The organism is Eubacterium sp. An3 (assembly GCF_002159465.1).
Taxonomy (GTDB): Bacteria; Bacillota; Clostridia; order Lachnospirales; family Lachnospiraceae; genus Anaerobutyricum; species Anaerobutyricum stercoris.
This window is the reverse complement of record NZ_NFIR01000003.1, coordinates 146,995-173,878: the sequence shown is the minus strand read 5'-3', so window position 1 is coordinate 173,878 and position 26,884 is coordinate 146,995. Positions and strand designations below refer to the sequence as shown.

The following is a 26,884-nucleotide window of genomic DNA, read 5'->3' as shown; positions in this document are numbered from 1 at the left end:
TAGTGATGAGTGAATATATTTTAAACAAAGAATATTTTGTACAGGTAATCAGAGACTTGATTGTACTGGCTGAAAACAGAAAAGATTATTTTACAGAATTGGATTCCGCCATCGGCGATGGCGACCATGGAATGAATCTGTCCATTGGATTCAGAGAAGTAGATAAGCATATTGAAGAATGGAAAGAGTTAAGCGTTAAGGATCTTTACAAAAATGTAGGAACGGCTCTTCTGGATAAGGTGGGCGGCTCTTCAGGACCTCTTTACGGAAGCTTTTTCATGAAGTTCGGTCTTCCAATTAAAAAGAAAGGACCAGAAGAGGGTGCGACTTTCTCTGAATTTATTGAGATGATGGAGACGGGGGTTGCCATTATCAAAAAACGTGGAAAATCAACCACGGGAGAGAAAACGATGCTCGATACCTTTGTTCCGGCGGTGGAGACACTGCGGGCAGAATACGAAGGAGGAACTTCGGCCAGGGAGGCCATGGCAAAAGCTGTGGAAGCAGGCAAAGAAGGATTGGAATCCACCAGAAATATTGTGGCCACAAAGGGACGTGCCATGAGACTGGGAGAACGTGCTATCGGACATCTGGATCCGGGAGCTGCATCAGCTGCCGAAATACTGGAAGTCTTTTATAACGATATGCCGGATTAATTCAGAGTAATTCTGCGTAGCCGGATTTTTTCTGTATAACAAAAGAGCCATGTAGGAAAGAGTAAGCTCCTGCTTAATAAGACCGTACAGATATTTGAGAAGGGACGGTCTTATTAGGCAGGACTTTTTATTACAAAAAATAAAGGAGGTTACACAATGAGAAGGTATATTTTAGTAATGGATCAGGGAACGACGGGTTCAAGAGGCATGGTTTATGATGAGCAGGGTAAACTCATTGCTTTCGATTATGAAGAATACGAACAGTTCTATCCTCATTCCGGATGGTGGGAGCAGAATGGAGAGACAGTCTGGGATGTCACTCTGCGGATGGCACAGAGCGCAGTGAAAAAAGCGGGGCTTACAGGTAAAGATATCGCTGCCATCGGTATTGCCAACCAGAGAGAGACAACAACGGTGTGGGATAAGGCGACAGGTGAGCCGATTGCGCCGACCATCGTCTGGGGCTGCCGTCGGACAGCGGATATCTGTGCGGACTTAATCAATAAAGGTTACAATGATATGGTAAACAAAAAGACAGGACTTGTCATTGATCCTACTTATTCCGGTTCTAAGATTCGCTGGATTCTTGACAATGTGGAAGGTGCTCAGGAGAGAGCAGAGAAAGGTGAGCTGTTATTCGGAAGTATCGACTGCTGGCTGCTCTATAACCTGACCAAAGGTAAAGTTCATGCTACAGATTATTCCAATGCGGCAAGAAGTATGGTAATGAACGCACACGAATTAAAATGGGATGACGAACTGCTCGAAATGCTGAATATTCCGAAATGTATGCTGCCGGAAATCAAACCGTCTGTAGGAGTGTTCGGATATACTGATCCGGAATATTTTGGCGCAGAAATTCCTGTCACCGGTATTGCGGGAGACCAGTCGGCAGCCTTGTTCGGACAGGCATGTTTCGAGGAAGGTTCTGCAAAGAATACTTACGGAACCAGTGCCGTGCCGTTAATGTATACAGGAGATACAGCGCCGGAGACAGAGAAAGGTCTGCTGACTGTGGCATGGGGCAAAGACGGCAAAGTAAAATATTCCATGGGAGCCAGCATCCTGATTGCCGGTCAGGTGGTACAATGGCTGAGAGATAAGATTAATATTGTGGAGACAGCGGCACAGACAGAAGAAATGGCAGAAAGTATTCCGGATAACGGAGGACTGTTCTTTGTTCCGGCATTCACCGGACTGGGAGCTCCGCACTGGAACACCGGCGCCAGAGGTATGATGATCGGAATAACCGCCGCTACCACAAAAGAGCAGATGGCAAGAGCGGCACTGGAATCTATGGCATATCAGACAAGAGACCTGCTGGAAGAAATGGAAAGAAATTCCGGCATCAAATTAAAAGAATTAAAAGTTGATGGCGGTGCTTCTCAAAATGATTTCCTGATGCAGTTCCAGGCAGATATTTTAAATTGTAACGTCGTGCGTCCGAAAGACATTGAGACAACTGCTCTTGGCGCATGTTACCTGGCAGGACTGGGCTGTGGTATTTTTGAAAGCGAAGATGATATCAAGAAGCTTTGGGAAGTAGATAAGGTATTTACTCCGAAAATGGATGAGGAGACAAGAGAGAAGTTGTACAGTCAGTGGTGCAAAGCAGTAGAAAAATGTAAAGACTGGCTGTAAAGTGAAATGATAACAAAATAGAAGTACGGGATTGCGTGAAGAATAGAGCCTGCCTGACAGTATAATTGAATTGGTATACCGGTGTTTCCTGGCCTTACAGCGGGAAACACCGGAAGAAGTTTTCATTGTCCGGCAGGTTCTTTTTAGGAAAGGAGTTCAAAATGAAATACGATGTTATAATTATCGGGGGTGGAATTACGGGAACCGCCATCGCCCATGAGTTGGCAAAATTTCAATTAAAAACGATTTTGCTGGAGGGAGGAACGGATATCGCAGTTGCAGCCACAAAACAAAACGGCGGCGTGATTCATCCGGGATATGATCCTCATCCGGGAACCCTGAAAGCCAAATTAAATCCTCCGGGAGCCAGAATGTATCCGAATCTTTCTAAAAAACTCGGATTCCATATTCGCCATACGGGAACGCTGGTTGTCGCTTATTCAGATCAGGATCTGAAAAAGGTCGATGAACTGATGGAAAATGCCAGGGTGAACGGCGTGGAAGGTGTGGAAAAACTGAATGCACAGCAATTACAGGCAAGGGAACCGCATATCAACAAAAAAGCACTGGGGGCGCTTCTTGCCAATACGACAGTGATGGTAGATCCGTTTGAAGTTGCCATTGCATTTATGGAAAATGCTATGGACAACGGCGTGGAGTTGGGGCTTTGCCAGAAGGTTCGTAAAATAACGAAACGTGGAAAAGAAGATTTTGTTGTATACACAGAAGATAAAGAGTATGAAACCCGTTTTATTGTAAATGCAGCCGGAGTACATGCAGATGATGTGGCGGCAATGGCAGGTATTCATGAATATAAAATGCAGGGACGGCATGGCAACCTTTGTGTGCTGGATAAAGTGATTCCGATACATACTGTCATGTTTCCGTGTCCGGGTCCTGATACAAAAGGAATCGCGCTGATTCCGACGGTATCGGGAAATTGCCTGATCGGTTCCACCGCCACCATGCGGGAGGATAAATATGATGTGACCAATGACGCCCATGGAATTGAAGAACTGATTGAGGGTGCCAAGCTGTTGATTCCGGATTTTGACGCTAAAAGTGTTATTCGTACATTTGCAGGCCAGAGACCGGTGGCTTTGGATAATGGAAATGATTTCTATATTAAAGAATCTGATACGGTCAAAGGATTCATTCATGCAGCAGGAATCCAGTCTCCGGGTATAGCTTCCGCTCCGGCTATCGCGGAATACGTGCGCGATTTATTGGCGAATGCAGGACTGGATATAAAAGAGAAAGCAGATTATGATCCGTATCGTCAGCCGATTCCTGATTTTAGTGAGATGACATTGGAAGAACAGGATGCCATGATTAAGCAGGATTCCCGTTGGGGTAAAATTGTATGTCGGTGCGAGACAGTTCCGGAAGGAGAGATTGTGGCGGCCATTCACAGAACGCTGGGAGCCACGACGGTAGAAGGTGTAAAGAGAAGAACCCGCGCCGGAATGGGACGGTGTCAGAGTGGTTTCTGTCAGTACAAGGTTATGCAGATTCTTTCCAGAGAACTGGGAATTCCTGAAGAAGAAGTTCTTTTTGAAGAAAAAGGAGCGCAGGTATTGTTTGGAAAGTTAAAAGGGATGAGGTGAAGAAAATGAAAACATTAAAATATGATGTTGTAGTAATCGGCGGTGGTCCGGCGGGTCTGGCGGCAGCGCTGAAAGCAAGAGAGACTGTGGAAAAGGTTGCTGTCCTGGAAAGAAATGATGAGCTGGGCGGTATCCTGAATCAGTGTATTCACAGTGGTTTTGGACTCCATGTATTTAAGGAAGAGCTGACCGGACCGGAGTACGCGCAGCGGTTTGTAGATAAAACAGCCGAAACAGACATTGCCTGTTATCTGAATACCATGGTCATCGATATCACAAAAGATAAACAGATTGTTGCCATGACAGAAGAAGGCATGCAGATTTTTGAAGCTGGAGCTATTGTACTGGCCATGGGATGCCGGGAGAGAACACGGGGACAGATCAAGATTCCGGGAACCCGTCCGGCAGGTATTTTTACAGCAGGACTGGCACAGCGTTATGTGAATCTTGAGAATTTCAGACCGGGCAGTCGTGTGGTCATCCTGGGTTCAGGAGATATTGGGCTCATTATGGCGAGAAGACTGACGCTGGAAGGAATCAAGGTTGTGGGTGTATATGAGCTGATGCCATATGCCAACGGTTTATACAGAAATATTAAAAACTGTCTGGATGACTTTGGAATTCCGTTACATTTAAGTACCACAGTAACTAAAATTATTGGTTCACAGAGAATACAGGCCGTGGAAGTATCTGCCGTAGATGATAATCTCCAGCCGATTCCGGGAACGGAAGAAATTGTTCCGTGCGATACGCTTCTGTTGTCCATCGGATTGATACCGGAAAATGAATTGTCCAAAAAAGCAGGCGTGGAGCTGAACCCGGCGACTAACGGCCCGAAAGTGGACAATTCTCTGGAAACCAGCGTGGAGGGAATTTTTGCCTGTGGAAATGTTCTACATGTTCATGATCTGGTGGATCAGGTGACTCAGGAAGCCCAGGATGCGGGACAATTTGCAGCTGCCTATGTAAATAATAAAAAGAAGGTATCCGCAGAACAGGAGGAGAAAGACAAGGCTATCTCTGTTGTGCCGGAAGGACTGGTTCGCTATACGGTTCCATCAGAAATTTATCCGGAAAAAACGCCGGTTGTGAAAATTAAATTTCGGGTGGGAAGACCGGAAAATAGTGGAAAGATTCTGGTGACTGCCGGAGATCAGGTATTATTTGAAAGCAAAAAAGCAAGAAAATTTGTGCCGAGTATCATGGAAAGTGTAAATATAAAAGCAGATATGCTGAAAAGCTCTTGCCAGGAAATTAAAGTGACTGTAAAATCGGAGGTGGATTAAAATGAAAGAAGTAACGATGTGCTGTACGACCTGCCCTTCCGGATGTGCTCTGCGGGTAACTATTGACGAACAGAATCAGGTGCAAAAAGTAGAGGGAAATACATGTCCAAGAGGAGAGGCATTTGCATATAAAGAATGGGTAGATCCTGAAAGAATGCTCACAAGTACCGTTTATGCCGTGATTAATGGAAAAGAAACATTAATTCCGGTAAAAACCAGAGAAGCAATTTCTAAAAAGCTGATGAAAAAGGCAATGGAAGAAATTCAGGAAATCTGTGTAAAGCAGCCTGTTAAAATGGGAGATGTTATAAAAACAAATCTGGCAGGAAGCGGAGTAGATCTGGTGGCATGTAAGACACTGCGATGAATAAAAGTTCCGTGCAGGCAGAGAAATACAGACAATAAATATACACGATGTAACAGAGTTCAGGGAGATAGAAGATGGAGAATACATTTCGGATTATACCGTCAGTGAGGGAAATGAAGTATCTGAAATATGCACTGTCACTGGAAAACGAATATATACAGCCGACAGGTGCTCATATAGGAAGTCTGCAGCAGTGGATTACTCTCTGCCATCAGGCGGGAAAAAAAGTTGTGGTGAATCATGAGTTGATCGGAGGACTTGGCAACGATAAAATGGCGTTTCAGATGCTGAAGCAAATGTATCATGTAGATACAGTGATTGGTTCCAGCGTGACAAAGCTCCATATGATGAAAAATCTGAAAATGAAAACAATTTACCGAATTTCTCTTGTGGACTCTATTTCTGTTCAGAATGCATTGAAATTTATTGAAGAGGTAAAATTCAATGCTATCGAGCTCAGGCCCTATTACCATGCGCTGGAACTCCTTCCGGTATTTCGAGAGGTCTGGCAGGGAGATTACTACGTTGCCGGGTTTGTCAATACAAGAGAAAAAATGGAGCAGTGCAAGAAGGCCGGATTTCGGGGAGCCATGACCAGCACCAGAGAACTCTGGTCATTGAGGTTGTAATGATTTTCGAAAGATACACTAGCGGATAGTAAGAAAAAGCCTGGCCGGAGGTATCCCGGCATTGTGCCTGCCAGTTTCCATTCCGGATGCTATAAATATTAATTTTTCAGAAAAACAGAAAAATTAAAAAAAATAAAAAAAGTACTTGCATTTTAAGAAAACCTGTGGTATCATTCATTCTTGTAAGCGGATATGGCGGAATTGGCAGACGCGCTAGATTCAGGTTCTAGTGAGCAATATCGCTCATGCAAGTTCAAGTCTTGTTATCCGCACTGAATGATAAGGCATCCGGAAGTACTTATATAGAGTACGTCCGGGTGCCTTTTTCAGTTAGATAATTCTTCTGAAATTACAAATTTATTTACTGCCATGGAATTTAATAGATAAGAAAACAATCAGGAGGAAGAATAAAATGTATGTAGTAGATGAAAAAGACAGACAATATCGCTACGGCGACCATGGTCCGAAATATTTAATGCAGGGACCGAGATCAAGTTTTGGTATTTGTCAGCTTAAACCGAGAGAGGTATATGCCCCTCATGAACACCGCATAATGGAAGAGAATTTCTATGTGCTGAAAGGCACCCTGCAAGTAGAAATTGACGGGGTGGTGACAATGGTGGAGGAAGGACAAATGTTACATGTGGAGCCGGGAGAATTTCATAAATGCTCCAATCCGACGGATGACTATATTCAGTACATCATCACCTGCGCGCCATTTGCCGCAAACGACAAATATATGGAAAAAGGATGACGGCAGTGGAGGGATTTTTGTATCTCAGGTTATTCATTTTACATTGATAGGAAATCAGCGCTGTGATAATATAAAAACAAGATATCTGGAAATGCAAAGAGATTAAAGGAAATGGTGATGGCAAATGATGTATAATCCCCAGCTGGAGACGTTTTTGCGGGTGGCGGATGCCGGGAGTTTTAACAAGGCGGCGGAAGAGTCTTTCATCACACCGACGGCAGTGATCAAACAGATTAATCTGCTGGAAGCGTCTCTGGATGTGCAGCTTTTTGAAAGGACGCACAGAGGAATCATTTTGACGAAGGCGGGAAAATCCCTGTATCAGGATGCAAAATATGTGATTCAATACAGTAAAGAGGCCGTGATCCGGGCACAGAATGCCATGCAGGAGAATACGGATGTCATCCGGATCGGAACGTCTCCTATGACGCCGGTGCAGTTTCTCATGCAGCTGTGGCCGAAGATTCAGGAGAATTGTCCGGGGATGAAGTTTCAGATTGTACCCTTTGAGAACACACCGGAAAACGCAAGAAATATTCTGGGTAATCTCGGACAGAACATTGATGTGGTCGGCGGTATATTTGACGAGACCATGCTCCGGCTGCGCGGCTGTGCAGGGCTGGAATTGTTTTATACGCCTCTCTGCTGTGCGGTATCGGTGTACCATCCTCTGGCGGAGAAAAACATCCTGCGGATGGAGGATCTGTACGGGCAGAATCTGATGCTCATGCGCCGGAACTGGAGCATGTATGTGGATCGTCTCCGGGATGATATCTGGCAGAATCATCCACAGATCAATATCATTGATTTTGATTTTTATGATGTCAATGTTTTTAACCGCTGTGAAAACGGTAATGATATTTTGATGGCTGTTTCTGTGTGGGAAAATGTACATCCGCTTTTAAAGATTATTCCGGTGGAATGGAAACACAGTATTCCGTACGGTCTGCTGCATTCACAGCAGCCTTCCGATACGGTAAAGCGTTTTTTAGAAGCGGCCAAAAAGGCGACAGAATAAAAAAGAATATAGAATCCAGGTATTAACCGATGAATAAAACGAGATCCCGGCAGAGCTCTCGTTTGTTTTGGTTCTTAAAAAAGTATTTCTATTAAAAAATAAAAAACTCTCCGGGAAGCACTCGTGACTGTGCCGGCGGCATTAATCCATCGGATGATTTTTTGCGTTAAAACAGTAGACAGTAAGGGTGATATCGCCTTTGAGACGGGCAGTATATCCTGCGACGGAATCTTCCAGCAATTCCTCATCTTCTCCAAGCTTATCATATTCTTCTACCGTTGGAATGGTTACTATCCCTTCCTGACCGGCGAGATTAAACTGAATCTCATCATCGTCATCATAATAATTGAAAAAGCAGGAATCAAAAGAAATCCAGATTCCTCCGATTCTCATATTGCCGACGATTCCCCGGTAATTACGCAGCAAAGTGTGAAACTCTGCTGTTTTTGATATTGTATTTGCCATGATGATTTCCCTCTTTCTTCCATAAAATACATATTAACATTCATATCGAAATGTACATCAAATATAAGCATATCCGATATTTATCCGTTATTGACGGCACTTAAATTATTATAGCATATCTTTTTCTTCCTGACAGAGAAAAGTATTCAGATAGTCATCCTGCTTTAATTTATGAAGGAAAATATTTATAAATACAGAAAACGAAAGAATGTTTGCCTTTTCTGCATCAAAATGATATGATAAATTCACACTTTTATTGATATTTTGTATAGGAAGGGGGAGCATAAATGAAAAAAAGGTTTCGTGCGATAGTATTCATTTTGGTATGCTGTTTCTTTGGTGGATTCTTCTTCCACAGTACTGTGGAAGCAAGGACGACGGCAGAACAGAAAAAAGAATATGTGGCTGCGCTCTCCCAGTTGATGAAGGATGGCGTGGAGAAGAAAAATATGGATATCTATGCCCAGATTGCCAAAGGCAATACCGGAAAGAATGCGCTGAGGCAGGCGGCTGTACAGAACCGGGCAGCGCTGATGGCGGAAGGGATAGATTTTCTTGACGGTAATTGGATAAACTATTATGCGGTGGAGTCCTCAGGAGAGCACACAGTATTTAACAGTACGAAGACGATCAGCAGAAAACTGTATCGCAGACGCTATCAGAAAATCATGCGGGCGCTGGGAGAAGTGCTGTCGTGTGTGGAGCCTGGAATGAGTGACGCGGACAAGGCCATGGCTGTCTATTACTACCTGGCTAAAAATACGGTATATGAGAATACCGAAGACTGTCATACAGGATATGACGTGCTGGTCAATCACGCAGGTGTTTGTGACGGGTTTGCCAATGCCTATGCTCTGGCGCTCAATACACTGGGCATACGCTGCGCGGTAGTAAGTAATTATTCCAAAGATCATTCCTGGAATCTTGTGCGTATCGACGGAACCTGGTATTTTTGTGATCTGACCAATGGAATCGGTACGGGAAACAATGAGGGTACGGTGATCAGTTATTCAAGCTGTCTGGTGGGAGTGGGTTCTTTTCTGTCTTCTCATCCGGGATATACGATGCAGGATGTATATGGAGAAGGGAATTCTGACGGACTGAATACCCGGAAGATCGCGCTGGCACAGTCTGATTATATTCCGGTCCGTTCTGCCATACGTACAGGTATCTCCGCCAAAACCTGCCTGTTTTATCAAAAAGGATACTGGTATTGGATTTCGACAGGTAATATGCTCAAGAAGTCAAAATTAGACGGCAGTGAGGAAACGACGGTATACGCACCGGCAGACGATAAACACATCGGCTGGGCAGAGGAATTTAACGAGATGATTTTTATTTCTCTGAACGATACTATTTACCGTATGGATTATAAAGGAAATCTGAAAGAACAGGTGCGGCAGGTGTCGGCAGCGGAATATAAGCATGAGGTATCCTCCTATTTCTGGCAGCTTGCCTATGTGGGTCGTTTTTACAGAAATTCAGACAGTACTATCGGTTATTACATTACAGACCTGACTGGAGCCAGGAGGGGAGCAGGGAGTATTTCTGTTGATTACGCCGGCAGACAATACGGCAGGCCGAAACTGTCGGAGCGTCGTCTGAAGATGCGCGCAGGCTATGAGCAGCAGCTATATGTTATGAGAACCACACCGGCGGGAGCCGGAAAGATCCGCTGGAAGAGTTCTAACACAAGTGTGGCGGAGGTTGATCAGTTTGGCTGTGTTACGGCGAAGAAGAAGGGAAACGCTGTCATAACGGCAACCATTGGAAATAAAAAGCTGAAGTGTACTGTGAAGGTAAGCGGCTATACTATCACATATAAAAAAGCGGGAATCAATTCTTCGGATAATGTGGCTACTGCTTCGGGGAAAAGAAAGATCGTGCTGAAAGAACCAGAGAAAGAAGGATTTGATTTTGAGGGATGGTATACCGATAAAACCTATGAAAATGAGGTGACCGTCATTAAAAAAGGAAATAGTCAAAATTATACTCTTTATGCAAAATGGGAAAAAGAAGAATAGATATGATCGGAGCTTTCAATGGCTCCGGTTTTTCTTTTATAGAAATTCTTTTACATCCCAAAGAGGATAAGGTATAATGGAAATACCAAAAATATTAAGAAACAATAATTTTTCATGCAGGAATTCTCGAAGGGGAGGAAAGGAGGACGGCATGGCAAAATGTGAACGGTGCGGCGCAACCTTTGATTATGAAGAAAGACAAGGTGTGTGTCCGAGATGTTGTTTTTATAACCGGAAGCCAGGAGCGGTTCAGCAGGATACAGAATGGATGAAACATTATAATATTGAAGATAATAGTTATCAGCTTCCTAAAAGCGAAGGTCTGGAAGAACTCTTTCCGGAAAAACATTCCAGATGGTCGAAGAAAAAGCACATAAACCGGAGAGAGAAAGAAATGTCAGAAAAGTCCCGCCGGAAAAGCATTGGCCATCGCTTGTCGGATTCCCGCCGGGACAGATGGAAAGGAGACGGCGCTGACCGGTCATATGGACGGGCAGAGAGAGACGGCAGAGCCCCGATTATCGGAAAAGTAGTCGCGTTCTGCGTGGTGGTCTGTATTGTGCTGATCGCTGTGACAGTGCTGCTGCGGATTGCTGATACACGGGGATGGAATTTTGGTCAGGGCGAAAACACAGAGGAATACAAGATGATGCAGGTTAAGAAGATCACCGCAGAGGAAGCGGCATCCGGCATCAATGTAGGAGATCTTACCTACTACGTGGGGGAGGCTAAGACACTATTCCAGGAAGGTGAACTGTCTGATCTTCCGGCAGGGGAGAAATGTATTGGGATATGGATGGAAAATAATCAGTCCACGCTGGATTACGATGGCTATGACTGGGAGAAACCTTATGCTTTTGATGGTACGAATTTCCGGGAGATGGTAGATGCAGACGCACTGGATGATGGATATCGGTTTACGGAGGAGGGAATAGAGACAGCGTCAGTTTATGGCGCCGGATATAAGGATATGTACGGTTATGGAATATTTTTTGTGGACGCCGATACCCAGTCGGTAATTCTGAGTTTGCCATGTCAAGTTGTGGATCCGGATCATACGGATGTGGCAGCATACTCTGAAGTTATTGATATTTCTATTTCATTAAACCAGTAAAGCGGGGGGAAAGAGAATGGAAAAAGAGAAAAAACGTAATCTGCCTGTGGTAAAATATATTATAATTATCATTGTGCTTGCCAATGTATTGATTTCTGTCGTGCCGACTCTGATAGATTCAGCAGGAGATTTGTTCGGAGAATCGGAAACTGAAAGTTATTCGGATCTGCGGATTATCAATGTCAGTTCTCAGGTGGTTCCTGATTTCCAGGGACGGACAGCCGGAGACGGGTATCAGATGTACCGGTTTGATCTGACAGTTGATAATCAGGGCAGTCAGCCGGAAAAAGTGGAATATTCTTCATTTTATCTGAACAGCAGCGATGGGGAGGTCTATATGCAGTATGAGAATACAGATTCCGCCTCAGCGGCTGACAAAGAAGATACAAGAATTCTTCCGGTCGGGAGATATGCGACAGTCACTCTTTATGCAGAGATCAGCAATGGAACCACCAGTATTGAGATCAGTAATTACAATACGCCGGATAGTGAAGAAGAGATCTTTATGTATATGCTGGCAGAAGGAACAGTCTGATGGAAAATAACGAGATAGAAAGGCGGTAATAGCAATGGAAGAAGTAAAAGCAGTCCCGAGAAGAGAGGAATGCGACCCGAAATACCAGTGGCATATCGAGGATTTATACGCCTCCGATGACCTCTGGCAGAAAGATTATGAACTTCTGGAAAAGAGCATCCCGGAGCTGGCATCCTATGAGGGAAGACTGGGAGAGAGCGTTCATACATTTCTGGAATATATGAATAAAAAGCAGGAGATCATGAAGCGTTTTGAAGCGGTTTACGTTTATGCCAATCAGAAGTATCATGAGGATACGGGAAACGCAGTCTACCAGAAGCTGACGGCGCAGGCGCAGATGCTTTCTCTGAAGCTGAGCAGCGTAACAGTATTTGAGGAACCGGAGCTGCTGGCTGTGGGAAAAGAAACCGTTGACGGCTGGTTTAAAGAGACAGAGGACATGGAACTGTACCGGAGATTCTTTTATGAACTGTTTCGTCAGCAAGAGCATGTGCTTTCAAAAGAGATGGAGGCGGTCCTTGCCGATGTGAGCGATATGTCCGAGGATATTTCAAACATTTTCTCCATGTTCAATAACGCGGATGTGAAGTTTCCATCTATCAAAGGAAAGGACGGGGAGGAGATTCCGGTGTCCCACGGGCGCTACAGTCTGCTCATGGAGAGCCGGGACCGGGATGTGAGAAAAGAAGCTTTTTCTTCTGTCTATTCTCAATACGGACAGTACAGAAATACTTTGGCTGCCACCTACAGCGCTAACCTGAAGAGCAGTGCCTTTTTTGCAAAAATGCGGCGCTATGATTCAGCGCTTGCCATGGCTCTTGACGGAGGCGAGATTCCTGTTTCTGTATATACACAGCTCATTGACACTGTACATGAGAATCTGCCTCTGATGTACCGCTATGTGGCGCTTCGCAAAAAAGCGCTGGGCGTGGATGAGCTTCACATGTATGACCTTTATGCGCCGATGGTGGATGAGGTCAGCATGAAGATTCCTTTTGAGGAAGCAAAGGAAATAGTCAAAAAAGGACTGGAGCCTCTGGGAGAAGAATATATTCAGGTGCTTTCTGAAGGTATGGACGGCGGCTGGATTGACGTCTATGAGAATCAGGGTAAGAGAAGCGGCGCTTATTCCTGGGGAGCCTACGGCTGCCATCCGTTCGTGCTCATGAACTATCAGGATAATCTTAACAATGTGTTTACCCTGGCTCATGAGATGGGACATTCCATGCATTCCTATTATTCCGATAAGAATCAGCCGTACCTTTACGCCGGCTATCGCATTTTTGTGGCGGAGGTGGCTTCCACCTGCAATGAGGCGCTGCTGATGGAATATCTTCTCAGGCATACGGAAGATAAGAAAGAAAAAGCTTACCTGATCAATTATTTTCTGGAACAGTTTAAAGGAACTCTCTACCGCCAGACTATGTTTGCGGAGTTTGAGAAGATCACCCATGAGATGGCGGGAAGAGGAGAACCGCTGACCGCGGAGATATTAAACGACATTTATTATAAACTCAATGAACAGTATTTTGGAGACGGCATCGTCATTGATAAGGAGATTGCCCTGGAATGGTCGAGAATTCCGCATTTTTACACGCCATTTTATGTATATCAGTATGCGACAGGATACTCCGCGGCTATCGCCATCAGCCGGAAGATCTTAAGCGGCGACGCGGCTGCCAGAGAAGGATATATGAAGTTCTTAAGCGGCGGCAGCTCCATGAATCCGATTGACCTGTTAAAGCTCTGCGGCGTGGATATGACCACACCGGAGCCGGTGCAGTCGGCACTCAGGCTGTTTGGCGAGCTGCTGGATGAGATGGAGGCGCTGCTGGCGTAGAGGCGGACAGAAGCGATACCGTTTGTGCCGGAGAAAAATCCGGTGGCAGAAAGAAAGGGGAAAACAATGTTTGAATTTTCATTGCTGAAAAGTCTGTTCTTTGAGATGGACAAATATAAAATGGAGGGGATCACCCAGACGAAAAAGGGAAAGTCTACCTACCGGGAGAAAGAAGTGCATTATGAAAATGTGCCGGAAATCACCACGATCACGGCGGAGGAAAGGATTCTTCCTTACGTGGACCGATATTATTTTTATGTCAACGACGAGCGGATGCCGGCGGATTTGAAACGACCGGAAGTAAAACAGGTCATTTATGAATTTTATAAAGAGCATTTTCCAAAATATCTGAAAGACGGAATACCGGAAGATCTGACGGACGTGAATATCCTGGACTGCTTTGAGGTGTTCAATATGCCGGATTACCGGCCGAAGCACGCGTTCCCGGGACTGGTAACCCTGGAGGACATCAGAAACGGAAATATCCACGATGAGGATAAACCGCGCCATTCCTTCCCGGGGCTGGAGCTTTTCTCCGGCAGAAAGCGGGAAGACGGAAAGCCGTCCATAGCCGATTATGAAGGATACACTGCCTTTGACGGAGACCGGGACAGCGCACAGAATAAGATTGACGAGATGAAAAAGCAGTTCGCCTCCCAGCTTGACAGCATGAATGTAGACGGGATGCTTGATGACATTTTAAAAGAGGAGGATCCGGAACATGTATCGTGAAGTATCGAAGCTGATTTTATATAGAAATCTGGGAGAAGACAGTATTCTGCGGAGGCTCTCTGAGATATTTAAACGCTTTGACAGCTGTCATTATCGCAGCGAGGAACTGATTACAGATATTTACAGAGAGGTAAAAGCAATTCTCGATCTGGCGACTACTTACGGTTTTGACAAGAATCTCTGGCACAATTATCTGACCTTTGTGCTGGTGACCAATGAGAATTCCTTCAGCCTTACCTGTGAAAAAGTGGGAGCCAATGACGGGACAGTCAATCATTTTGCACGGAATGATTTTCAGGCGTTTATGAACCTGTTCCATTATGATTTCCGTCCGATAGAAGAAACACTGGGTATCGACTGTTTCTCCACCCTGCTTGAATATAAGGCGGTTGTCAAGCAGGAGCGCATGTACAATAAAAATGTCAGCGAGAAGGTCAGAGCGCTCTCAGATGAGCTGGCCGCGGCAGAAAATGTGGAGCAGTTTTTTGATGCAGTGGTGACTTTCTACAAAAAATACGGCGTGGGAATGTTTGGGCTGAATAAAGCTTTCCGTATTGTGGAGAAGAATGGCGAACCGGATTTTGTGCCGATCAATAATCTGGATAAAGTGGTCCTTGATGATCTCACCGGATATGAGATTCAGAAAAAGAAACTCATTGATAATACGGAAGCTTTTGTCAATGGGAGAGAGGCGAATAATTGTCTGCTTTATGGAGATGCCGGAACAGGTAAATCCACCAGCATTAAAGCGATTTTAAATGAATACTATGACCGGGGTCTGCGAATGATAGAGATCTACAAACATCAATTTAAATATCTGTCCCAGGTTATCAGTCATGTGAAGAACCGCAACTATCGTTTTGTCATTTACATGGACGACCTGTCCTTCGAGGAATTTGAGATTGAGTACAAATATCTCAAGGCGGTTATCGAGGGCGGTATGGAGACAAGGCCGGACAATGTGCTCATCTACGCTACGTCCAACCGCCGTCACCTGATTCGGGAGACCTGGAACGACCGTTCTGACATGGATCAGGAACTGCACCGTTCCGATACCATGCAGGAGAAATTGTCTCTGGTATACCGGTTTGGAATTACCATCAACTTCTCCAAACCGTCCCAGAAGGAATACTTCGAGATTGTCCGCAATCTGGCGAAGAAATATCCGCAGATTACTCTGTCTGACGAAGAACTCTGCGCCCAGGCCAACAAATGGGAGCTGTCCCACGGGGGGACTTCCGGCAGGACCGCACAGCAGTTTATCAGTTATCTGGCTGGACAAATGTAAAGAAGAACAGAAATTACATTTTCGCACCACATTTTCATGGTAAAATGTTACAGAAAAGTTACAAAATCATCCAGAACTTGTGGAAACAAGGCTGGAATCAAAGAAAAGGAGGTATGTATGATGCGATTGCAATGGAAAAGCAGACTTTTTGTATTGCTGGCAGCAGGGGTTCTTGCCTGCGGCATGGCGGGTTATTCCGTGAAGGCGGCGGAAACGTCCGGCGGCACCGGTACGGAGACGACGACACCGGGGGATTCGGAAACTACGGAGAAGATTGATATTTCCGGAGATAATTTCAGTATTTCTTTTGTAGAAGATAAAGAATATACATATACTGGAAGCGCGATTACACCGGAGGTTGAAGTTGTTGAAACCATCACACCGGATAGTGGCGATGAAACACAGACGCCGGGAACAAATAACGGCCGGACCGGAGATACATCGGATACTACTAAAACATGGGTAAAAGATGTAAACTATACACTGACCTACGACAACAATATTAATGCAGGGACAGCGGAAAAACCTGCAACAGTGACAATTACCCCTAAGGATACTGAGAAATACACAGGGGAAGTAACGCTTACATTTGTCATCAACCCAAAAGACATCACCGACCTGCAGATGGAAGGCAAAGACAAGGTATACCGGGGCAGTCCGATTAATGCCGATGTAAATATGTATTATAATGATTTAAAGCTGGAGCGCGGCAAAGATTACCGGGTGAAAGATTATGTGAATAATGAAAATGTGGGAACGGCTTCCGCCACAGTAAAGGGCATCGGGAACTATACCGGAGAGAGAACGATGACTTTTGAGATATCTGCGAAGAATATTTACGACCTGCCGTACACACCGAACCTTTCGGATAAAACCTACACCTATACTGGAAAGACCCTGACTCCGAAAGTGGAATTTACCTTTACGGTTACCGGTAAACAGAATGCGGTGCTGGGAAAAAGGATACTGACGGAAGGTACGGATTATACGATCAGCTACGTGGATAACAAAAAGGTTGGCGTAGCGAACGTTATGGTCATCGGCAAAGGCAATTTCACAGGATCAAGGATCATGAGTTTCAAGATCCGCCCTCAGGAAACCAAGCTGAAAAAGCTTGTGAAGGGTAAGAAGCAGATCAAAGCGAAGTGGGCGGAAAAGGAAAAACAGGTTACCGGATATGTTGTTATGTGTTCCACAAAGAAAGATTTTTCTTCCAACGTGAAGAAGGTTAAGGTAAAAAAGGGAACAAAGAAATATACATTTAAGAATCTCAAATCAAAGAAAAAATATTTTGTGAGAGTGCGTACTTATAAGAAAGCGGCCGGCATGACATATTATTCAGAATGGTCCAACGTTTTGAAAATCAAGACCAGATAACTTGAAATGTTTTCAGAAATGAACAACCCCCGGTAAACGGAAATTTACCGGGGGTTAGCACTTAAAAAAGGAGGAAGCCCATATGCCTTAACCTATGGGCTTCAAAATATGAAAAAAATCTTTAGCCACAAGAAATAGAGGGATTTCTTTGTTGCTGACTGTAGTATAATAAAAAAGTATGTCCTGATTTTGAACTGTTTTTGAACAAAGTGTGAAATAAATCGAAATATTTGGATATAAGGAGGGTGTTATGGGAGTTGTCATAGGGAGAATGGACAGTCAGGTGGAAAAAATCTTTTTGGGAAACAATTTAACAAGAAGTACAAAAAATTATGATAAACTTCTTCAGGATGAAAATCTGTCAGAAGAAGAGCGGAAGCGGATTCTGGCGGCGCAGAGAAAGAAAGAAGAAGATGATATCATTTTATAGGAGGGCATAATGAAAGTATCAGTAGCCATGGCCTACTATAATGGCGGAGAATATATACAGGAACAGCTCACGTCCATTTTGGAACAGCTGGGAAGCGGGGATGAGGTCATCGTGTCGGTGGACGCGGCATCGGACGGTTCCGGGGAGCTGCTGGAACGTTGGGCGCAGGATGATTCCCGGATTCATCTTCTGGCAGGACCGGCGCAGGGGGTGGTGAAGAATTTTGAAAATGCAATTGCACATTGTGACGGTGATATTATTTTTCTTTCCGATCAGGATGACATCTGGAAAGAAGGCAAAGTGGAAAAGGTCATAAAGGCTTTCCGGCGGTCCGGTGCAGATGCGATTCTTCATAATGCGGAGATTGTGGATGAGAAGGGGAGGATGACAGATCAAAAAACAATGTTTGAGATGCGCGGAAGCCGGAGCGGTATTTTGAAAAATCTCGTTAAAAACAGTTACGTGGGATGTTGTCTGGCTTTTCGAAAGGAACTGATTCCCGTGCTTCTTCCCATACCGGAGAAAATGTATATGCATGATTACTGGATTGGAACGGCAGCAGAACTTTGCGGAGGCGTGGGACTGCTGAGAGAACCATTGATCGGATACCGGAGGCACGGAGGCAACGTCACGGAGCTCCGTCATGGAAGTCTCTTGTTTATGATAAAAAAACGAATGAATATACTTTGGTGCCTGCTTCTTTTAAAAAAGAGAGTGAAAAAATATTTTGAGCCGCAAAATTCAGAAACTGATTCATGAAAGAAGACATCGTAAGGAGACAAACATGGAAATCAAAAAGAAATATCTTTTATTACTGTCCTTCTGTATCCCTCTGGCGGTAATGATCGCCTGTGTGGCGATTTTTCAGGTGGAGCCTTTTGGAAATAACTCTTTTCTGATCATTGACGGTCTGCATCAATACATGCCGTTCTTTTCGATACTGTATGATAAGCTGCAGGAAGGAGGAAGTCTGTTTTACAGCTTCCGGGCAGGGCTGGGGATCAATTTTTTGTCCCTGTTTTCCTATTATCTGTCCAGCCCGCTGAATTTTTTTATTTTGCTTTTTGATAAGACGCAGTTAAATATGGCGGTCAGTCTGTTGATCGTGTTGAAAATTGCACTGTCCGGGCTGACGGCAGGCATTTATTTTTCATCCAAAACGAAAAAGCCTGGAGTTACGGTACTGGTCTGCTCTGCTGCCTATGCGCTGAACAGTTATATGGTGGGCTACTGCTGGAATGTGATGTGGCTGGATGCGGTAATGATTTTTCCGATTGTAATATTGGGAATTGAGCGTCTTATTGATAAGAAAGATGGAAGACTGTATGGAGCGGCATTATTTTATGCGCTGTACTGTAATTACTATATTGCATTTATGATATGCATTTTTGCCGTGATCTGGTATCTCTTTTATTCTTTCCGAAGTGTCCGGCAGTTCTTTTTCCGGGGAATTGCTTTTGCCTTTTATTCACTGCTGTCAGCGGGGATGGCGGCGATTCTGCTGATTCCGGCATACCTCGGTATCCGGCAGACAGCGTCAGGTACGGATATGGGGCTTCCGGAGCATGCCTGGCAGACAGGATTTGCTGACTTGCTCACCAGGCAATTTGATATGGCACATCCCGTAAGTCATGATAATTTTGATGGAAATGCTAATTTGTACATCGGCATGTTTGCTGTTTTTGCCGTGGTTCTTTATCTTTTTAACCGGGAAATCCGTCTGCTGGATAAATTGAAAAAGGGACTGCTGCTGGTGTTATTCTATCTGAGTTTCAGTGAGGATATTCTCAACTTTATCTGGCATGGTTTTCACAATCAATACGGCATCCCTAACCGATTTTCATTTTTGTTCGGTTTTGTGCTGCTTTGCATGCTCTTTGAGGTAATGGAGCACAGGGATTGTATAAAAAACTGGCAGGTGGTCCTCAGCTGTCTCGTGGGTGTGGGGCTGCTTTTCGTCAGCAGGAAATGGGCGGAATCCCCGCTGGATGACGGCATATACGGCGCAGCGGGAATGCTGATGCTGCTTTACGGCCTCATTCTGTTTGTGATGAGCTTTGACAAAAGACACAGGAAATGGCATGTGACGGCCTTTAGTGCAGTAGCTGTAGCGGAGCTGTGTGTGACGGCAGTGCTGGGGTTTGATTATATCGGACAGATCAGCGTACCTAAGTTTTTTTCCGGTACGGAAGATATGGAAGAGGCAGTGGACGCTCTGGATGATGGTACTTTTTACAGAAGCGAACTGGCAGATGCTAAAATGGTCAATGAAAATGCATGGTATCGGCTCAATGCAGTGGGGCTGTTCGGATCCACCGCTGCCGACGGTATGGTGAAAATCATGGATTCTCTTGGATTTTATACAGGAGCCAATGAATATCTGTATCAGGGAGGGACGCCGGTGACCAATCTGCTGCTGAATGTGCGGTACATTTACTATCATCCGGAAGATCAGATGAATACAGATTTTGCTTACAAAGATACTTTTGGAGATTTTGACGTATATGAAAATACGACCCGGGGAATGTCCATAGGGTATATGATAAATAATGATATTGACAACTGGTTTTATGAGAGCGCCTACCCGTTCAGGGTGCAGAATGAGCTCTGTGCCTACGGCTGGGGGATTTACGATATTTTTGAAGGGCTGGAGATTCCGGATCCTGCGGTCAATGGCTGTACGGCATCCAGGACCAACGATGGGGAATATTATTTTGAATATGAAGAATCATTCGAAGATAATATGGTCTTCAGTATTCCTGTTGAGAAGGATATGGATGATCTGTACATTTTTTATGACGGTACACAGGTGGAAAATGCGGAGATTTCCATCAACGGCAGCGTTGTAAAGCAGGGAGACCTTGATAGTTATATGCTGCCAGTGGGTCAGGTGGAAGAAGGCAGCGTTGTGACGGTAAAGTTTGAGCTGAAAGGCGAGACGCCAACGGGATATGTCCGGCTGTCCGCGGCAGATTTTAATGCCACATTGTATGAAAGTCTGGTAAAAATCATGACTTCCAGGGCTTTTCAGATAGACGAAATGACCGACCGGTATATTTCCGGAACGGTCAGTGCGGGAGAAAATCAGAAACTGTTTTTGTCGGTTCCGTATGATGACGGATGGGAAGTGCTGGTGGATGGCAAACCGGCGGATACGGAGAAGATCGGCAGCGCGTTTCTGGCAGTTTCCCTGACGCCGGGCGAACATCATATATCGCTGACATTCACGCCGTCCGGATTTTCGGCAGGATGGAAAATATCTCTGCTCTGTTTTGGTATTTATATTCTCATATGTATCTGTGCTCCTGTAATCCGCAGAAAGAGACAGGAATGGGAACTGCGAAAAAATGAAGAAATACCTACAGATGATGAGCTTGCCAATCTGTGATACAATCGGACAAACGGAGACGGGATATTTTAGTAGGAGGTTTTAGTATGAAGAGAAAAATAATGAGAATATCAGCCCTGGCTATGGCAGGGATCATGCTGTGCCAGATGCCGGTTCTGGCGGATGGAGTTGATCAGCCGTACCTTTCGCTGGGAGCAGATTTGAATAAACAGGAACGCCAGACAGTTCTTCGGCTTCTGGGAGTAAATGAGTCAGAGCTTGACAACTATACAGTAGTGCAGATTACAAATGCGGATGAACACGAGTATCTGGATGATTATCTCAGCGCATCGGTCATCGGAAGCCGGGCTCTTTCTTCGGTTCTCATTGAGAAGACGGGGGAAGGGAGCGGAATCAATGTCACTACCAAAAACATCACCTACTGTACGGAAGGAATGTACGAAAACGCATTGTCCACGGCGGGTATCGCTGACGCCGACGTGGTAGTTGCCGGACCGTTCAATATTACGGGAACGGCGGCACTGGTAGGAGCTATGACTGCTTATGAGGATATGACAGGAGAAAATATTACGGAGGAAAGTAAGGATGCGGCTACCAACGAACTGGTAGTCACCAGTGAACTGGCTTCCGCATTGGATGATTCACAGAAAGCGGAGCAATTTCTGGCACTTGTAAAAGAGGAAGTCGTTTCCGCTGACATCAGCAGTGTGGAAGATATCACACAGGTTGTGCAGGACTGCGAGGAACAGCTGCAGATTGAGCTGACTGAAGAGCAGCGTCAGCAGATTGCCGAGCTGATGGAGAAGATCAGCAATCTGGATTTAAATGTGGATAAGCTGCGTGAGCAGGCTGCCAACATTTATGACGAGCTCAGCAAGTTGAATCTCAATACAGAAGGAATCTGGCAGACTATCAAAGATTTCTTCTCAAGGATTCTCAGTTTCTTTGGAATCGGACAGGACAGTTCCGCTCCGGAGGCCACCACAGAGTAAGACGATGAGAATATGAAACGTTTTTACAGAAAACGCAGCAGATTTACTCCATAGGCAAGAAGTACGCCGGGGATTCCGAGAAAGGCAGACAGCCCGAAAGTGATCAGGTTGATGCCCAGATGAGTGGCGATTCCTCTGGCGATGCAGAAAGAATTAAACAGATAAATGTAAGACAGGCCCGCAGCGCCTCTTCCCAAAAAGGAGAGAAGCGCCGCGGGTCTTTTTCTGATGTAGGAAATCAGGTAAATTGTCAGAGCGGCTGTGGATAATAGAATAATAATCTGATTCTGATTCATGAAAAAGGTCCTGCTCATTATTTGTACATACTATGCGGAGAAGAAATAATTATTCTCTCAGCAATCTTTGAAAATGTAAAAATTTAGAAAAAATGTAAAATACTAATAGACAAGAAATGATATTTATGGTATAGTGTGGATGGGATAACAAAGAATAATGGAGGAAAGGAGAAGGAGGCAGCTTATGTTTACTATGATAATCGGAGAGGAAGGGGAATATGGATGCCGTCTGAGAAAATATCTGGAAACACACTGGACAGGTTCCCTCCGGCTGCACAGTTTTACCAGGCCGGAGACTCTCCGGGCATCAGAGGAGAAAGCGGATTGTTACCTGCTGGATGAACATTTTTTTCATTGTATGCAGGAGGAACTGCCGCCCTATATTGCAGACAGATGCATTCTTCTTACCAATGAGGAGAGAGAAGGGAGCTTTTGCAGGTATCATCCTCCGGAAGAATTGATTCAGATGATTGAAGAAAGACAGAATGGCGCCGCCGGAGATTCCCGAGGAGGGGGAATCAACTGCACGGTGACGGCGCTGTATTCACCGGTGTTTGAACCGGAGCTGGACAAGATCGCATCTGCCGGAATGAAGCAGGGAGATCTGTATCTGGGGATGGAAGATGTCGGAAGCCTGACCAGCGGAGGAGGAAACATGGGTGATTTATGTTATTTTATCGGATTGAAGAACAGAGAGATAGCCGGCCGTGTGAAGGAGACGGCAAGAGAAGCGGACGGTATCTGGTATGTGGATTCTCCGGATCTGAGTCTGGATCTGCTGGAATTGACGCCGGAGGAGTATCAGTGGTTTTTCCAATGCCTGAAGGACAGTGGAGAATATGGAGATATTTATGTGGGACTTGGCAGCGGAATTTTTACACAGATTTCCCTGAATATGCTGTTTGACCGGTTTGTCCTCATTGATTCCAGAAACAATGAGCGGCAGCATGCCTGCTGTGGTTTTTTGGAACAGGCACTGCAGTCTGAGAGCCGACGTTTTCAGGGTGTATATGAGAGGAAATACCGGGAGGATCTGTTGGATGCAGCCGTTCAGTAAGCAGAAGCTTCGCCGGGAGGTGCTGGAAAGACTTAACGGCAGTATCCGGACAACAGATGAAGACATTTATCATGCCATTGATCAGACTATTCTTCAGGAGGGACATAGTCAGTACGGAACACTTCTGGAAAAAAGGGAACTGCGGGAGCAGCTTTTTCATTCCATACGGGGTTACGATGTTCTTGAAGAATATCTGCGGGATGATACAGTGACCGAGATCATGGTTATCGGAGCTTCGAAGATTTTTGTGGAACAGGATGGAATCCTTAAGAAGACAGACAGGAGTTTTTGCTCAGAAGAGGATGTATATCGTCTTATTGATCAGATGACGGCTCCGCTGAACCGCCTGGTTAATGAATCGGTGCCTATGGTGGACGGAAGACTTCCCGATGGTTCCCGGGTGCATGTCGTGCTGCCGCCGGTTTCCCTGGAAGGACCGGTGATAACCATCCGGAAGTTTAAAAAAGGAGGCATGACCATGAAGCATTTGATGGACTGCGGGGAGTTTCCTCCGGAACTGGCGGCAGTGCTCGCCTGTTTGGTGAGAGGAAGATACAGTATTCTAATCAGCGGCGCAACTAATTCGGGGAAGTCTTCCCTGCTGAACGCGCTGGCTGAATATCTTCTGCCTGATGAACGGATTATCACCATCGAAGATTCTGCGGAGCTGCAGTTTTATCATGTGGATAATCTGGTGCGGCTGGAGACCCGCAATGCCAATATGGAAGGGGCCAACGCTATTACAATGAACGATCTGATCAAGGCGAGTCTCCGCATGCGTCCAACCCGGATCATCGTAGGTGAGGTTAGAGGAGAGGAAGCCGGTGCCCTTCTCAATGCCGCTTCCACCGGACACAGTGGATTATCTACGATACATGGCAGCTCCTGCAGAAACGCACTCCGCCGTCTGGAGACGATGGTTCTTATGGGTATGGACATTCCTCTGCGGGCTGTACAGGGGCTCATAGCTTCGGCTATGGATATTCTGATTCATCTGGGGCGTCTGTCCACAGGGCAGCGAAAGATTCTGGAGATGTATGAACTACTTGATTTTGATGGGAAGGAATATCAGTTGAATCCCCTGTTCCTTTATGAAAGAGGGGAAAGATATGAAGAAGGGAGGCTTGTGGCAAAGGGCAGGCTGGCCCGGGTGGAACGGTTAAAAGATTACGGACAGATGCAGGCATATCTGCAGGCCATGGAGGTGTTTGATGCGGGATATGATATACAGTGAGCGCTGGAAAGAGTTATTTTTTTCCGTTATGGCGGGAGAAGGTATCATCATTTTGCTGGCGGTGATCGGTTATGACAGTTTTATCTGGATACTGCCGCTGCAGATTCTTCTGCTTCCGGTACATAAAGTGCTGAAAGGTAAGAGGAGGAAGCGCCGGAAGCTGCAGCATATCGCAGGATTTCGGGAAGTACTGCAGTCGCTGATGACTTCCCTGCAGGCGGGATATTCCCTGGAGAATGCATGCCGGACTTCTCTGCGTGAGATTTCGGATTTGTATCGTTCCGGGAATCATCCGACAGTTGAGCAGCTGCAGCGGATTGTCAGAGGAATTGAGCTTAACCGTCCGGTGGAACAGATGTTTATGGAGTACGCGCAGGAATCGCAGACAGAAGAGATTTATGAGTTCGCTGTCGTACTGCACATAGCAAAGAGCACCGGAGGCAACGTGGTAGATATTCTGAAGAATTCTATGGAACATCTCCAGAATAAGATGGAAGTGGCGGAAGAACTTCAGGTCAGTCTCAGCGGACGTATCTTTGAGAAGAATATCATGCTCTTCATGCCGTTTGGAGTTCTGCTGTATCTGCGCCTGGCCAATCCGGGATATGTAGATAGTCTTTACAGTATCCCGGTGGGGAATCTGCTTATGACATCCGTAATTGCAGGTACGGTGCTGTGTTATTTCTGGACGGAGAAGATCATGGCAGTGGAACTGTGACATCCCGGGTCAGCAGTCCGGAAAAGTATGGCAGACAGAAATAAAAAAAGCAGAAGGATTGTGAGGAAGCCTGCGGAGGTCATGTTTATAAAAGTTCCTTTTTCTATACGGCGGCGTTTGACTGACGCTGTGAAAAGAAGAATAGAGGGGCAGTACGCGGAGACGGAAGAGCAGACGGAACGGAGAGCAGAAGAGTTTCTCATCGGAGAAGGGATGCTGATTTTCTGGGGAATGGCTCTGCTTACGGTGCTGCTTGGCAGTCTGCTGGTTTATCATCTTATGGAGCCGGGGACTCTGATTTTTGAGAGAAACGGTTTTGGGGAAGGGGACAAGGAGATTTCCGTTATACTGAATAAAGAAAAACAACAGAAAGAATATTCCCTGACTCTGGGAGAACAGAAATTGTCGCGCAAAGAAGAAAAAGTGCTGAGGAAAGACTTTTTTCATGAGCTGGCAGTGCAGATGGCCGGAGCGAATGATTCCTTACAGCAGGTCAATCAAAAGCTCTGTTTTGAGGAAGAACTGCCAGGCTGGCCATTTTATATCTCGTATGAGCCCCAGAACACCGAGTATCTGCATATTGACGGCAGTCTGGGAGAGAAAAGCCGTTCCCTGAGGGGGCAGGAGAAATTAAGTACCAGAGTGGCGGTTACGGCGGAATATGATATGTATGTTTGGCGCAAGGAGTATAAAGTACAGTTTAAAGCGCAGGAGAAAGCGCAGAAGGCGACTCCTTTTTCAAAAGCGATGGAAGTTCTGAGAAGAACCGAAAAAGAAACAAGAGGGGAGAAAACTTATACTGTGCCGTCACTCTCCGATGGAGTCAGTGCCGGAAGAAAGCAGAGGATATCTCCGGCCGCCCTGCTGCTGTTTGGTATGGCAATTCTTTTGTTGCTGTTGCTGCGCAATGTGTCAGAGCTGAAAAACGGGGAAAAGCTGTGCAGAAAGGAAACTCTTCGGGATTTTCCGGTGATTGTTCATCTGCTGGCGCTGTATATGGGAGCTGGCCTTTCCTTCCCGTCGGCGGTGCATAGAATCAGTGTGGATTATATGTCCCGTACAGATAGAAAAAGAACCTATGCCTTTGAGGAGATCCTTCATATGGATACCTGTATGAAACTGGGGGAAGGGCAGCAGGAAGCATGTATGCAGTGGGGGAAAAGATTTAAAGAACCGGCCTATCAAAAGCTTTCCCTGACGCTGCTGCAGGTGATGGCAAAGGGAACGAAAGAAGGAAGAACATTAATGAGCCATATGGAACAGGAAGCGTTTCGCCAGAGGATGGATCAGGCAAAGAAAGAGGGGGAGGAGGCTTCTACGAAGCTTTTATTTCCCATGATAGTACTTCTTGGAATGGTCATGCTGCTTGTGATGTTTCCGGCCATTGTACGTTTCCGGGGATTCTGACAGCAGCACCACAGAAATGATAAAAACAATATGAGTGCAGGAAATGGAATAAAACGACATGACAGGAG

General features: G+C 45.4%; 25 protein-coding genes and 1 tRNA gene. 24 read left to right on the top strand and 2 right to left on the bottom strand.

Features of this window, described 5'->3' with window-relative positions:
• Window positions 1–5 precede the first annotated feature (5 nt).
• From dhaL to B5F87_RS05075, 9 genes are all read left to right on the top strand, one after another.
• Window positions 6–656, top strand: coding sequence for a dihydroxyacetone kinase subunit DhaL (dhaL, locus tag B5F87_RS05115; RefSeq protein WP_087277780.1), 651 nt, complete (start codon window positions 6–8; stop codon window positions 654–656).
• 156 nt (window positions 657–812) lie between these two features.
• The gene (glpK, locus tag B5F87_RS05110; protein ID WP_087277779.1) at window positions 813–2,297 is read left to right on the top strand and encodes a glycerol kinase GlpK; all 1,485 of its coding nucleotides are present in this window, start codon (window positions 813–815) and stop codon (window positions 2,295–2,297) included.
• A 161-nt stretch (window positions 2,298–2,458) separates the two neighbouring features.
• Window positions 2,459–3,904 (top strand): NAD(P)/FAD-dependent oxidoreductase, encoded by a 1,446-nt coding sequence (locus B5F87_RS05105; RefSeq protein WP_087277776.1) that lies wholly within the window; start codon window positions 2,459–2,461, stop codon window positions 3,902–3,904.
• A gap of 5 nt (window positions 3,905–3,909) precedes the next feature.
• Window positions 3,910–5,190, top strand: coding sequence for an FAD-dependent oxidoreductase (locus B5F87_RS05100; RefSeq protein WP_087277773.1), 1,281 nt, complete (start codon window positions 3,910–3,912; stop codon window positions 5,188–5,190).
• Between the two features lies 1 nt (window position 5,191).
• Entirely contained in the window at window positions 5,192–5,557 is a 366-nt protein-coding gene (locus B5F87_RS05095) for a DUF1667 domain-containing protein (protein ID WP_171900651.1), read from the top strand.
• A gap of 74 nt (window positions 5,558–5,631) precedes the next feature.
• Window positions 5,632–6,186, top strand: coding sequence for a glycerol-3-phosphate responsive antiterminator (locus B5F87_RS05090; RefSeq protein WP_087277770.1), 555 nt, complete (start codon window positions 5,632–5,634; stop codon window positions 6,184–6,186).
• A 186-nt stretch (window positions 6,187–6,372) separates the two neighbouring features.
• Window positions 6,373–6,458, top strand: a tRNA-Leu gene (locus tag B5F87_RS05085).
• Between the two features lie 140 nt (window positions 6,459–6,598).
• Entirely contained in the window at window positions 6,599–6,940 is a 342-nt protein-coding gene (locus tag B5F87_RS05080) for a cupin domain-containing protein (protein ID WP_087277767.1), read from the top strand.
• Between the two features lie 127 nt (window positions 6,941–7,067).
• The gene (locus tag B5F87_RS05075; RefSeq protein WP_087278005.1) at window positions 7,068–7,958 is read left to right on the top strand and encodes a LysR family transcriptional regulator; all 891 of its coding nucleotides are present in this window, start codon (window positions 7,068–7,070) and stop codon (window positions 7,956–7,958) included.
• Window positions 7,959–8,099: 141 nt separating this feature from the next.
• On the opposite strand, the gene B5F87_RS05070 is transcribed toward B5F87_RS05075, so the two are convergent.
• Window positions 8,100–8,423, bottom strand: coding sequence for a hypothetical protein (locus tag B5F87_RS05070; protein ID WP_087277764.1), 324 nt, complete (start codon window positions 8,421–8,423; stop codon window positions 8,100–8,102).
• Between the two features lie 287 nt (window positions 8,424–8,710).
• Here B5F87_RS05070 and B5F87_RS05065 point away from each other — a divergent pair, with 287 nt between their 5' ends.
• The 11 genes from B5F87_RS05065 (at window position 8,711) to B5F87_RS05015 (ending at window position 22,104) form a co-directional block, all read left to right on the top strand.
• Complete coding sequence (locus B5F87_RS05065) at window positions 8,711–10,447, top strand: InlB B-repeat-containing protein (protein WP_087277761.1); 1,737 nt, start codon at window positions 8,711–8,713, stop codon at window positions 10,445–10,447.
• A 151-nt stretch (window positions 10,448–10,598) separates the two neighbouring features.
• A complete protein-coding gene (locus B5F87_RS05060) occupies window positions 10,599–11,561 on the top strand; it encodes a hypothetical protein (RefSeq protein ID WP_087277758.1) in 963 nt (320 codons plus the stop codon).
• Window positions 11,562–11,577: 16 nt separating this feature from the next.
• Window positions 11,578–12,096: a hypothetical protein gene (locus B5F87_RS05055; RefSeq protein ID WP_087277755.1), complete on the top strand. Its 519-nt coding sequence runs from the start codon at window positions 11,578–11,580 to the stop codon at window positions 12,094–12,096.
• Between the two features lie 34 nt (window positions 12,097–12,130).
• Window positions 12,131–13,936 (top strand): oligoendopeptidase F, encoded by a 1,806-nt coding sequence (gene pepF, locus B5F87_RS05050; protein ID WP_087277753.1) that lies wholly within the window; start codon window positions 12,131–12,133, stop codon window positions 13,934–13,936.
• Between the two features lie 42 nt (window positions 13,937–13,978).
• The gene (locus B5F87_RS05045) at window positions 13,979–14,668 is read left to right on the top strand and encodes a hypothetical protein (protein WP_143405196.1); all 690 of its coding nucleotides are present in this window, start codon (window positions 13,979–13,981) and stop codon (window positions 14,666–14,668) included.
• Window positions 14,658–15,956, top strand: a complete 1,299-nt coding sequence (locus tag B5F87_RS05040) for an ATP-binding protein (RefSeq protein WP_087277744.1) — start codon at window positions 14,658–14,660, stop codon at window positions 15,954–15,956. Before B5F87_RS05045 ends, B5F87_RS05040 begins: the two co-directional genes overlap by 11 nt.
• A gap of 117 nt (window positions 15,957–16,073) precedes the next feature.
• Window positions 16,074–17,333 (top strand): fibronectin type III domain-containing protein, encoded by a 1,260-nt coding sequence (locus B5F87_RS05035; RefSeq protein ID WP_158096962.1) that lies wholly within the window; start codon window positions 16,074–16,076, stop codon window positions 17,331–17,333.
• A 250-nt stretch (window positions 17,334–17,583) separates the two neighbouring features.
• Window positions 17,584–17,763: a hypothetical protein gene (locus B5F87_RS05030; protein WP_087277738.1), complete on the top strand. Its 180-nt coding sequence runs from the start codon at window positions 17,584–17,586 to the stop codon at window positions 17,761–17,763.
• 9 nt (window positions 17,764–17,772) lie between these two features.
• Window positions 17,773–18,522, top strand: a complete 750-nt coding sequence (locus B5F87_RS05025) for a glycosyltransferase family 2 protein (protein WP_087277736.1) — start codon at window positions 17,773–17,775, stop codon at window positions 18,520–18,522.
• 25 nt (window positions 18,523–18,547) lie between these two features.
• Window positions 18,548–21,151, top strand: a complete 2,604-nt coding sequence (locus B5F87_RS05020) for a YfhO family protein (protein ID WP_087277733.1) — start codon at window positions 18,548–18,550, stop codon at window positions 21,149–21,151.
• Window positions 21,152–21,198: 47 nt separating this feature from the next.
• The gene (locus B5F87_RS05015; protein ID WP_087277730.1) at window positions 21,199–22,104 is read left to right on the top strand and encodes a DUF1002 domain-containing protein; all 906 of its coding nucleotides are present in this window, start codon (window positions 21,199–21,201) and stop codon (window positions 22,102–22,104) included.
• A 23-nt stretch (window positions 22,105–22,127) separates the two neighbouring features.
• On the opposite strand, the gene B5F87_RS05010 is transcribed toward B5F87_RS05015, so the two are convergent.
• Window positions 22,128–22,400, bottom strand: a complete 273-nt coding sequence (locus B5F87_RS05010; RefSeq protein WP_158096961.1) for a pro-sigmaK processing inhibitor BofA family protein — start codon at window positions 22,398–22,400, stop codon at window positions 22,128–22,130.
• A gap of 184 nt (window positions 22,401–22,584) precedes the next feature.
• On the opposite strand from B5F87_RS05010, the gene B5F87_RS05005 reads away from it, so the two are divergent.
• From B5F87_RS05005 to B5F87_RS04990, 4 genes are read left to right on the top strand one after another with little or no spacing between them, the layout of a single operon-like run.
• On the top strand, window positions 22,585–23,457 hold the full coding sequence (locus B5F87_RS05005) for a hypothetical protein (RefSeq protein WP_087277724.1): 873 nt from the start codon (window positions 22,585–22,587) through the stop codon (window positions 23,455–23,457).
• Window positions 23,441–24,691, top strand: a complete 1,251-nt coding sequence (locus B5F87_RS05000) for an ATPase, T2SS/T4P/T4SS family (RefSeq protein WP_087277722.1) — start codon at window positions 23,441–23,443, stop codon at window positions 24,689–24,691. The genes B5F87_RS05005 and B5F87_RS05000 overlap by 17 nt, the downstream gene beginning before the upstream one ends.
• A complete protein-coding gene (locus B5F87_RS04995) occupies window positions 24,669–25,409 on the top strand; it encodes a type II secretion system F family protein (protein ID WP_087277719.1) in 741 nt (246 codons plus the stop codon). Before B5F87_RS05000 ends, B5F87_RS04995 begins: the two co-directional genes overlap by 23 nt.
• A 27-nt stretch (window positions 25,410–25,436) precedes the next feature.
• A complete protein-coding gene (locus B5F87_RS04990; protein WP_087277716.1) occupies window positions 25,437–26,816 on the top strand; it encodes a hypothetical protein in 1,380 nt (459 codons plus the stop codon).
• Window positions 26,817–26,884: the final 68 nt, after the last annotated feature.

What these genes read in the sequence shown, in the direction of transcription:
- dhaL (WP_087277780.1), top strand. Translation starts at nt 6, where the DNA reads ATGAGTGAATATATTTTAAACAAAGAATATTTTGTACAGGTAATCAGA.
- glpK (WP_087277779.1), top strand. Translation starts at nt 813, where the DNA reads ATGAGAAGGTATATTTTAGTAATGGATCAGGGAACGACGGGTTCAAGA.
- B5F87_RS05105 (WP_087277776.1), top strand. Translation starts at nt 2,459, where the DNA reads ATGAAATACGATGTTATAATTATCGGGGGTGGAATTACGGGAACCGCC.
- B5F87_RS05100 (WP_087277773.1), top strand. Translation starts at nt 3,910, where the DNA reads ATGAAAACATTAAAATATGATGTTGTAGTAATCGGCGGTGGTCCGGCG.
- B5F87_RS05095 (WP_171900651.1), top strand. Translation starts at nt 5,192, where the DNA reads ATGAAAGAAGTAACGATGTGCTGTACGACCTGCCCTTCCGGATGTGCT.
- B5F87_RS05090 (WP_087277770.1), top strand. Translation starts at nt 5,632, where the DNA reads ATGGAGAATACATTTCGGATTATACCGTCAGTGAGGGAAATGAAGTAT.
- B5F87_RS05080 (WP_087277767.1), top strand. Translation starts at nt 6,599, where the DNA reads ATGTATGTAGTAGATGAAAAAGACAGACAATATCGCTACGGCGACCAT.
- B5F87_RS05075 (WP_087278005.1), top strand. Translation starts at nt 7,068, where the DNA reads ATGTATAATCCCCAGCTGGAGACGTTTTTGCGGGTGGCGGATGCCGGG.
- B5F87_RS05070 (WP_087277764.1), bottom strand. Translation starts at nt 8,423, where the DNA reads ATGGCAAATACAATATCAAAAACAGCAGAGTTTCACACTTTGCTGCGT.
- B5F87_RS05065 (WP_087277761.1), top strand. Translation starts at nt 8,711, where the DNA reads ATGAAAAAAAGGTTTCGTGCGATAGTATTCATTTTGGTATGCTGTTTC.
- B5F87_RS05060 (WP_087277758.1), top strand. Translation starts at nt 10,599, where the DNA reads ATGGCAAAATGTGAACGGTGCGGCGCAACCTTTGATTATGAAGAAAGA.
- B5F87_RS05055 (WP_087277755.1), top strand. Translation starts at nt 11,578, where the DNA reads ATGGAAAAAGAGAAAAAACGTAATCTGCCTGTGGTAAAATATATTATA.
- pepF (WP_087277753.1), top strand. Translation starts at nt 12,131, where the DNA reads ATGGAAGAAGTAAAAGCAGTCCCGAGAAGAGAGGAATGCGACCCGAAA.
- B5F87_RS05040 (WP_087277744.1), top strand. Translation starts at nt 14,658, where the DNA reads ATGTATCGTGAAGTATCGAAGCTGATTTTATATAGAAATCTGGGAGAA.
- B5F87_RS05035 (WP_158096962.1), top strand. Translation starts at nt 16,074, where the DNA reads ATGATGCGATTGCAATGGAAAAGCAGACTTTTTGTATTGCTGGCAGCA.
- B5F87_RS05030 (WP_087277738.1), top strand. Translation starts at nt 17,584, where the DNA reads ATGGGAGTTGTCATAGGGAGAATGGACAGTCAGGTGGAAAAAATCTTT.
- B5F87_RS05025 (WP_087277736.1), top strand. Translation starts at nt 17,773, where the DNA reads ATGAAAGTATCAGTAGCCATGGCCTACTATAATGGCGGAGAATATATA.
- B5F87_RS05020 (WP_087277733.1), top strand. Translation starts at nt 18,548, where the DNA reads ATGGAAATCAAAAAGAAATATCTTTTATTACTGTCCTTCTGTATCCCT.
- B5F87_RS05015 (WP_087277730.1), top strand. Translation starts at nt 21,199, where the DNA reads ATGAAGAGAAAAATAATGAGAATATCAGCCCTGGCTATGGCAGGGATC.
- B5F87_RS05010 (WP_158096961.1), bottom strand. Translation starts at nt 22,400, where the DNA reads ATGAATCAGAATCAGATTATTATTCTATTATCCACAGCCGCTCTGACA.
- B5F87_RS05005 (WP_087277724.1), top strand. Translation starts at nt 22,585, where the DNA reads ATGTTTACTATGATAATCGGAGAGGAAGGGGAATATGGATGCCGTCTG.
- B5F87_RS05000 (WP_087277722.1), top strand. Translation starts at nt 23,441, where the DNA reads ATGCAGCCGTTCAGTAAGCAGAAGCTTCGCCGGGAGGTGCTGGAAAGA.
- B5F87_RS04995 (WP_087277719.1), top strand. Translation starts at nt 24,669, where the DNA reads ATGCGGGATATGATATACAGTGAGCGCTGGAAAGAGTTATTTTTTTCC.
- B5F87_RS04990 (WP_087277716.1), top strand. Translation starts at nt 25,437, where the DNA reads ATGGCAGACAGAAATAAAAAAAGCAGAAGGATTGTGAGGAAGCCTGCG.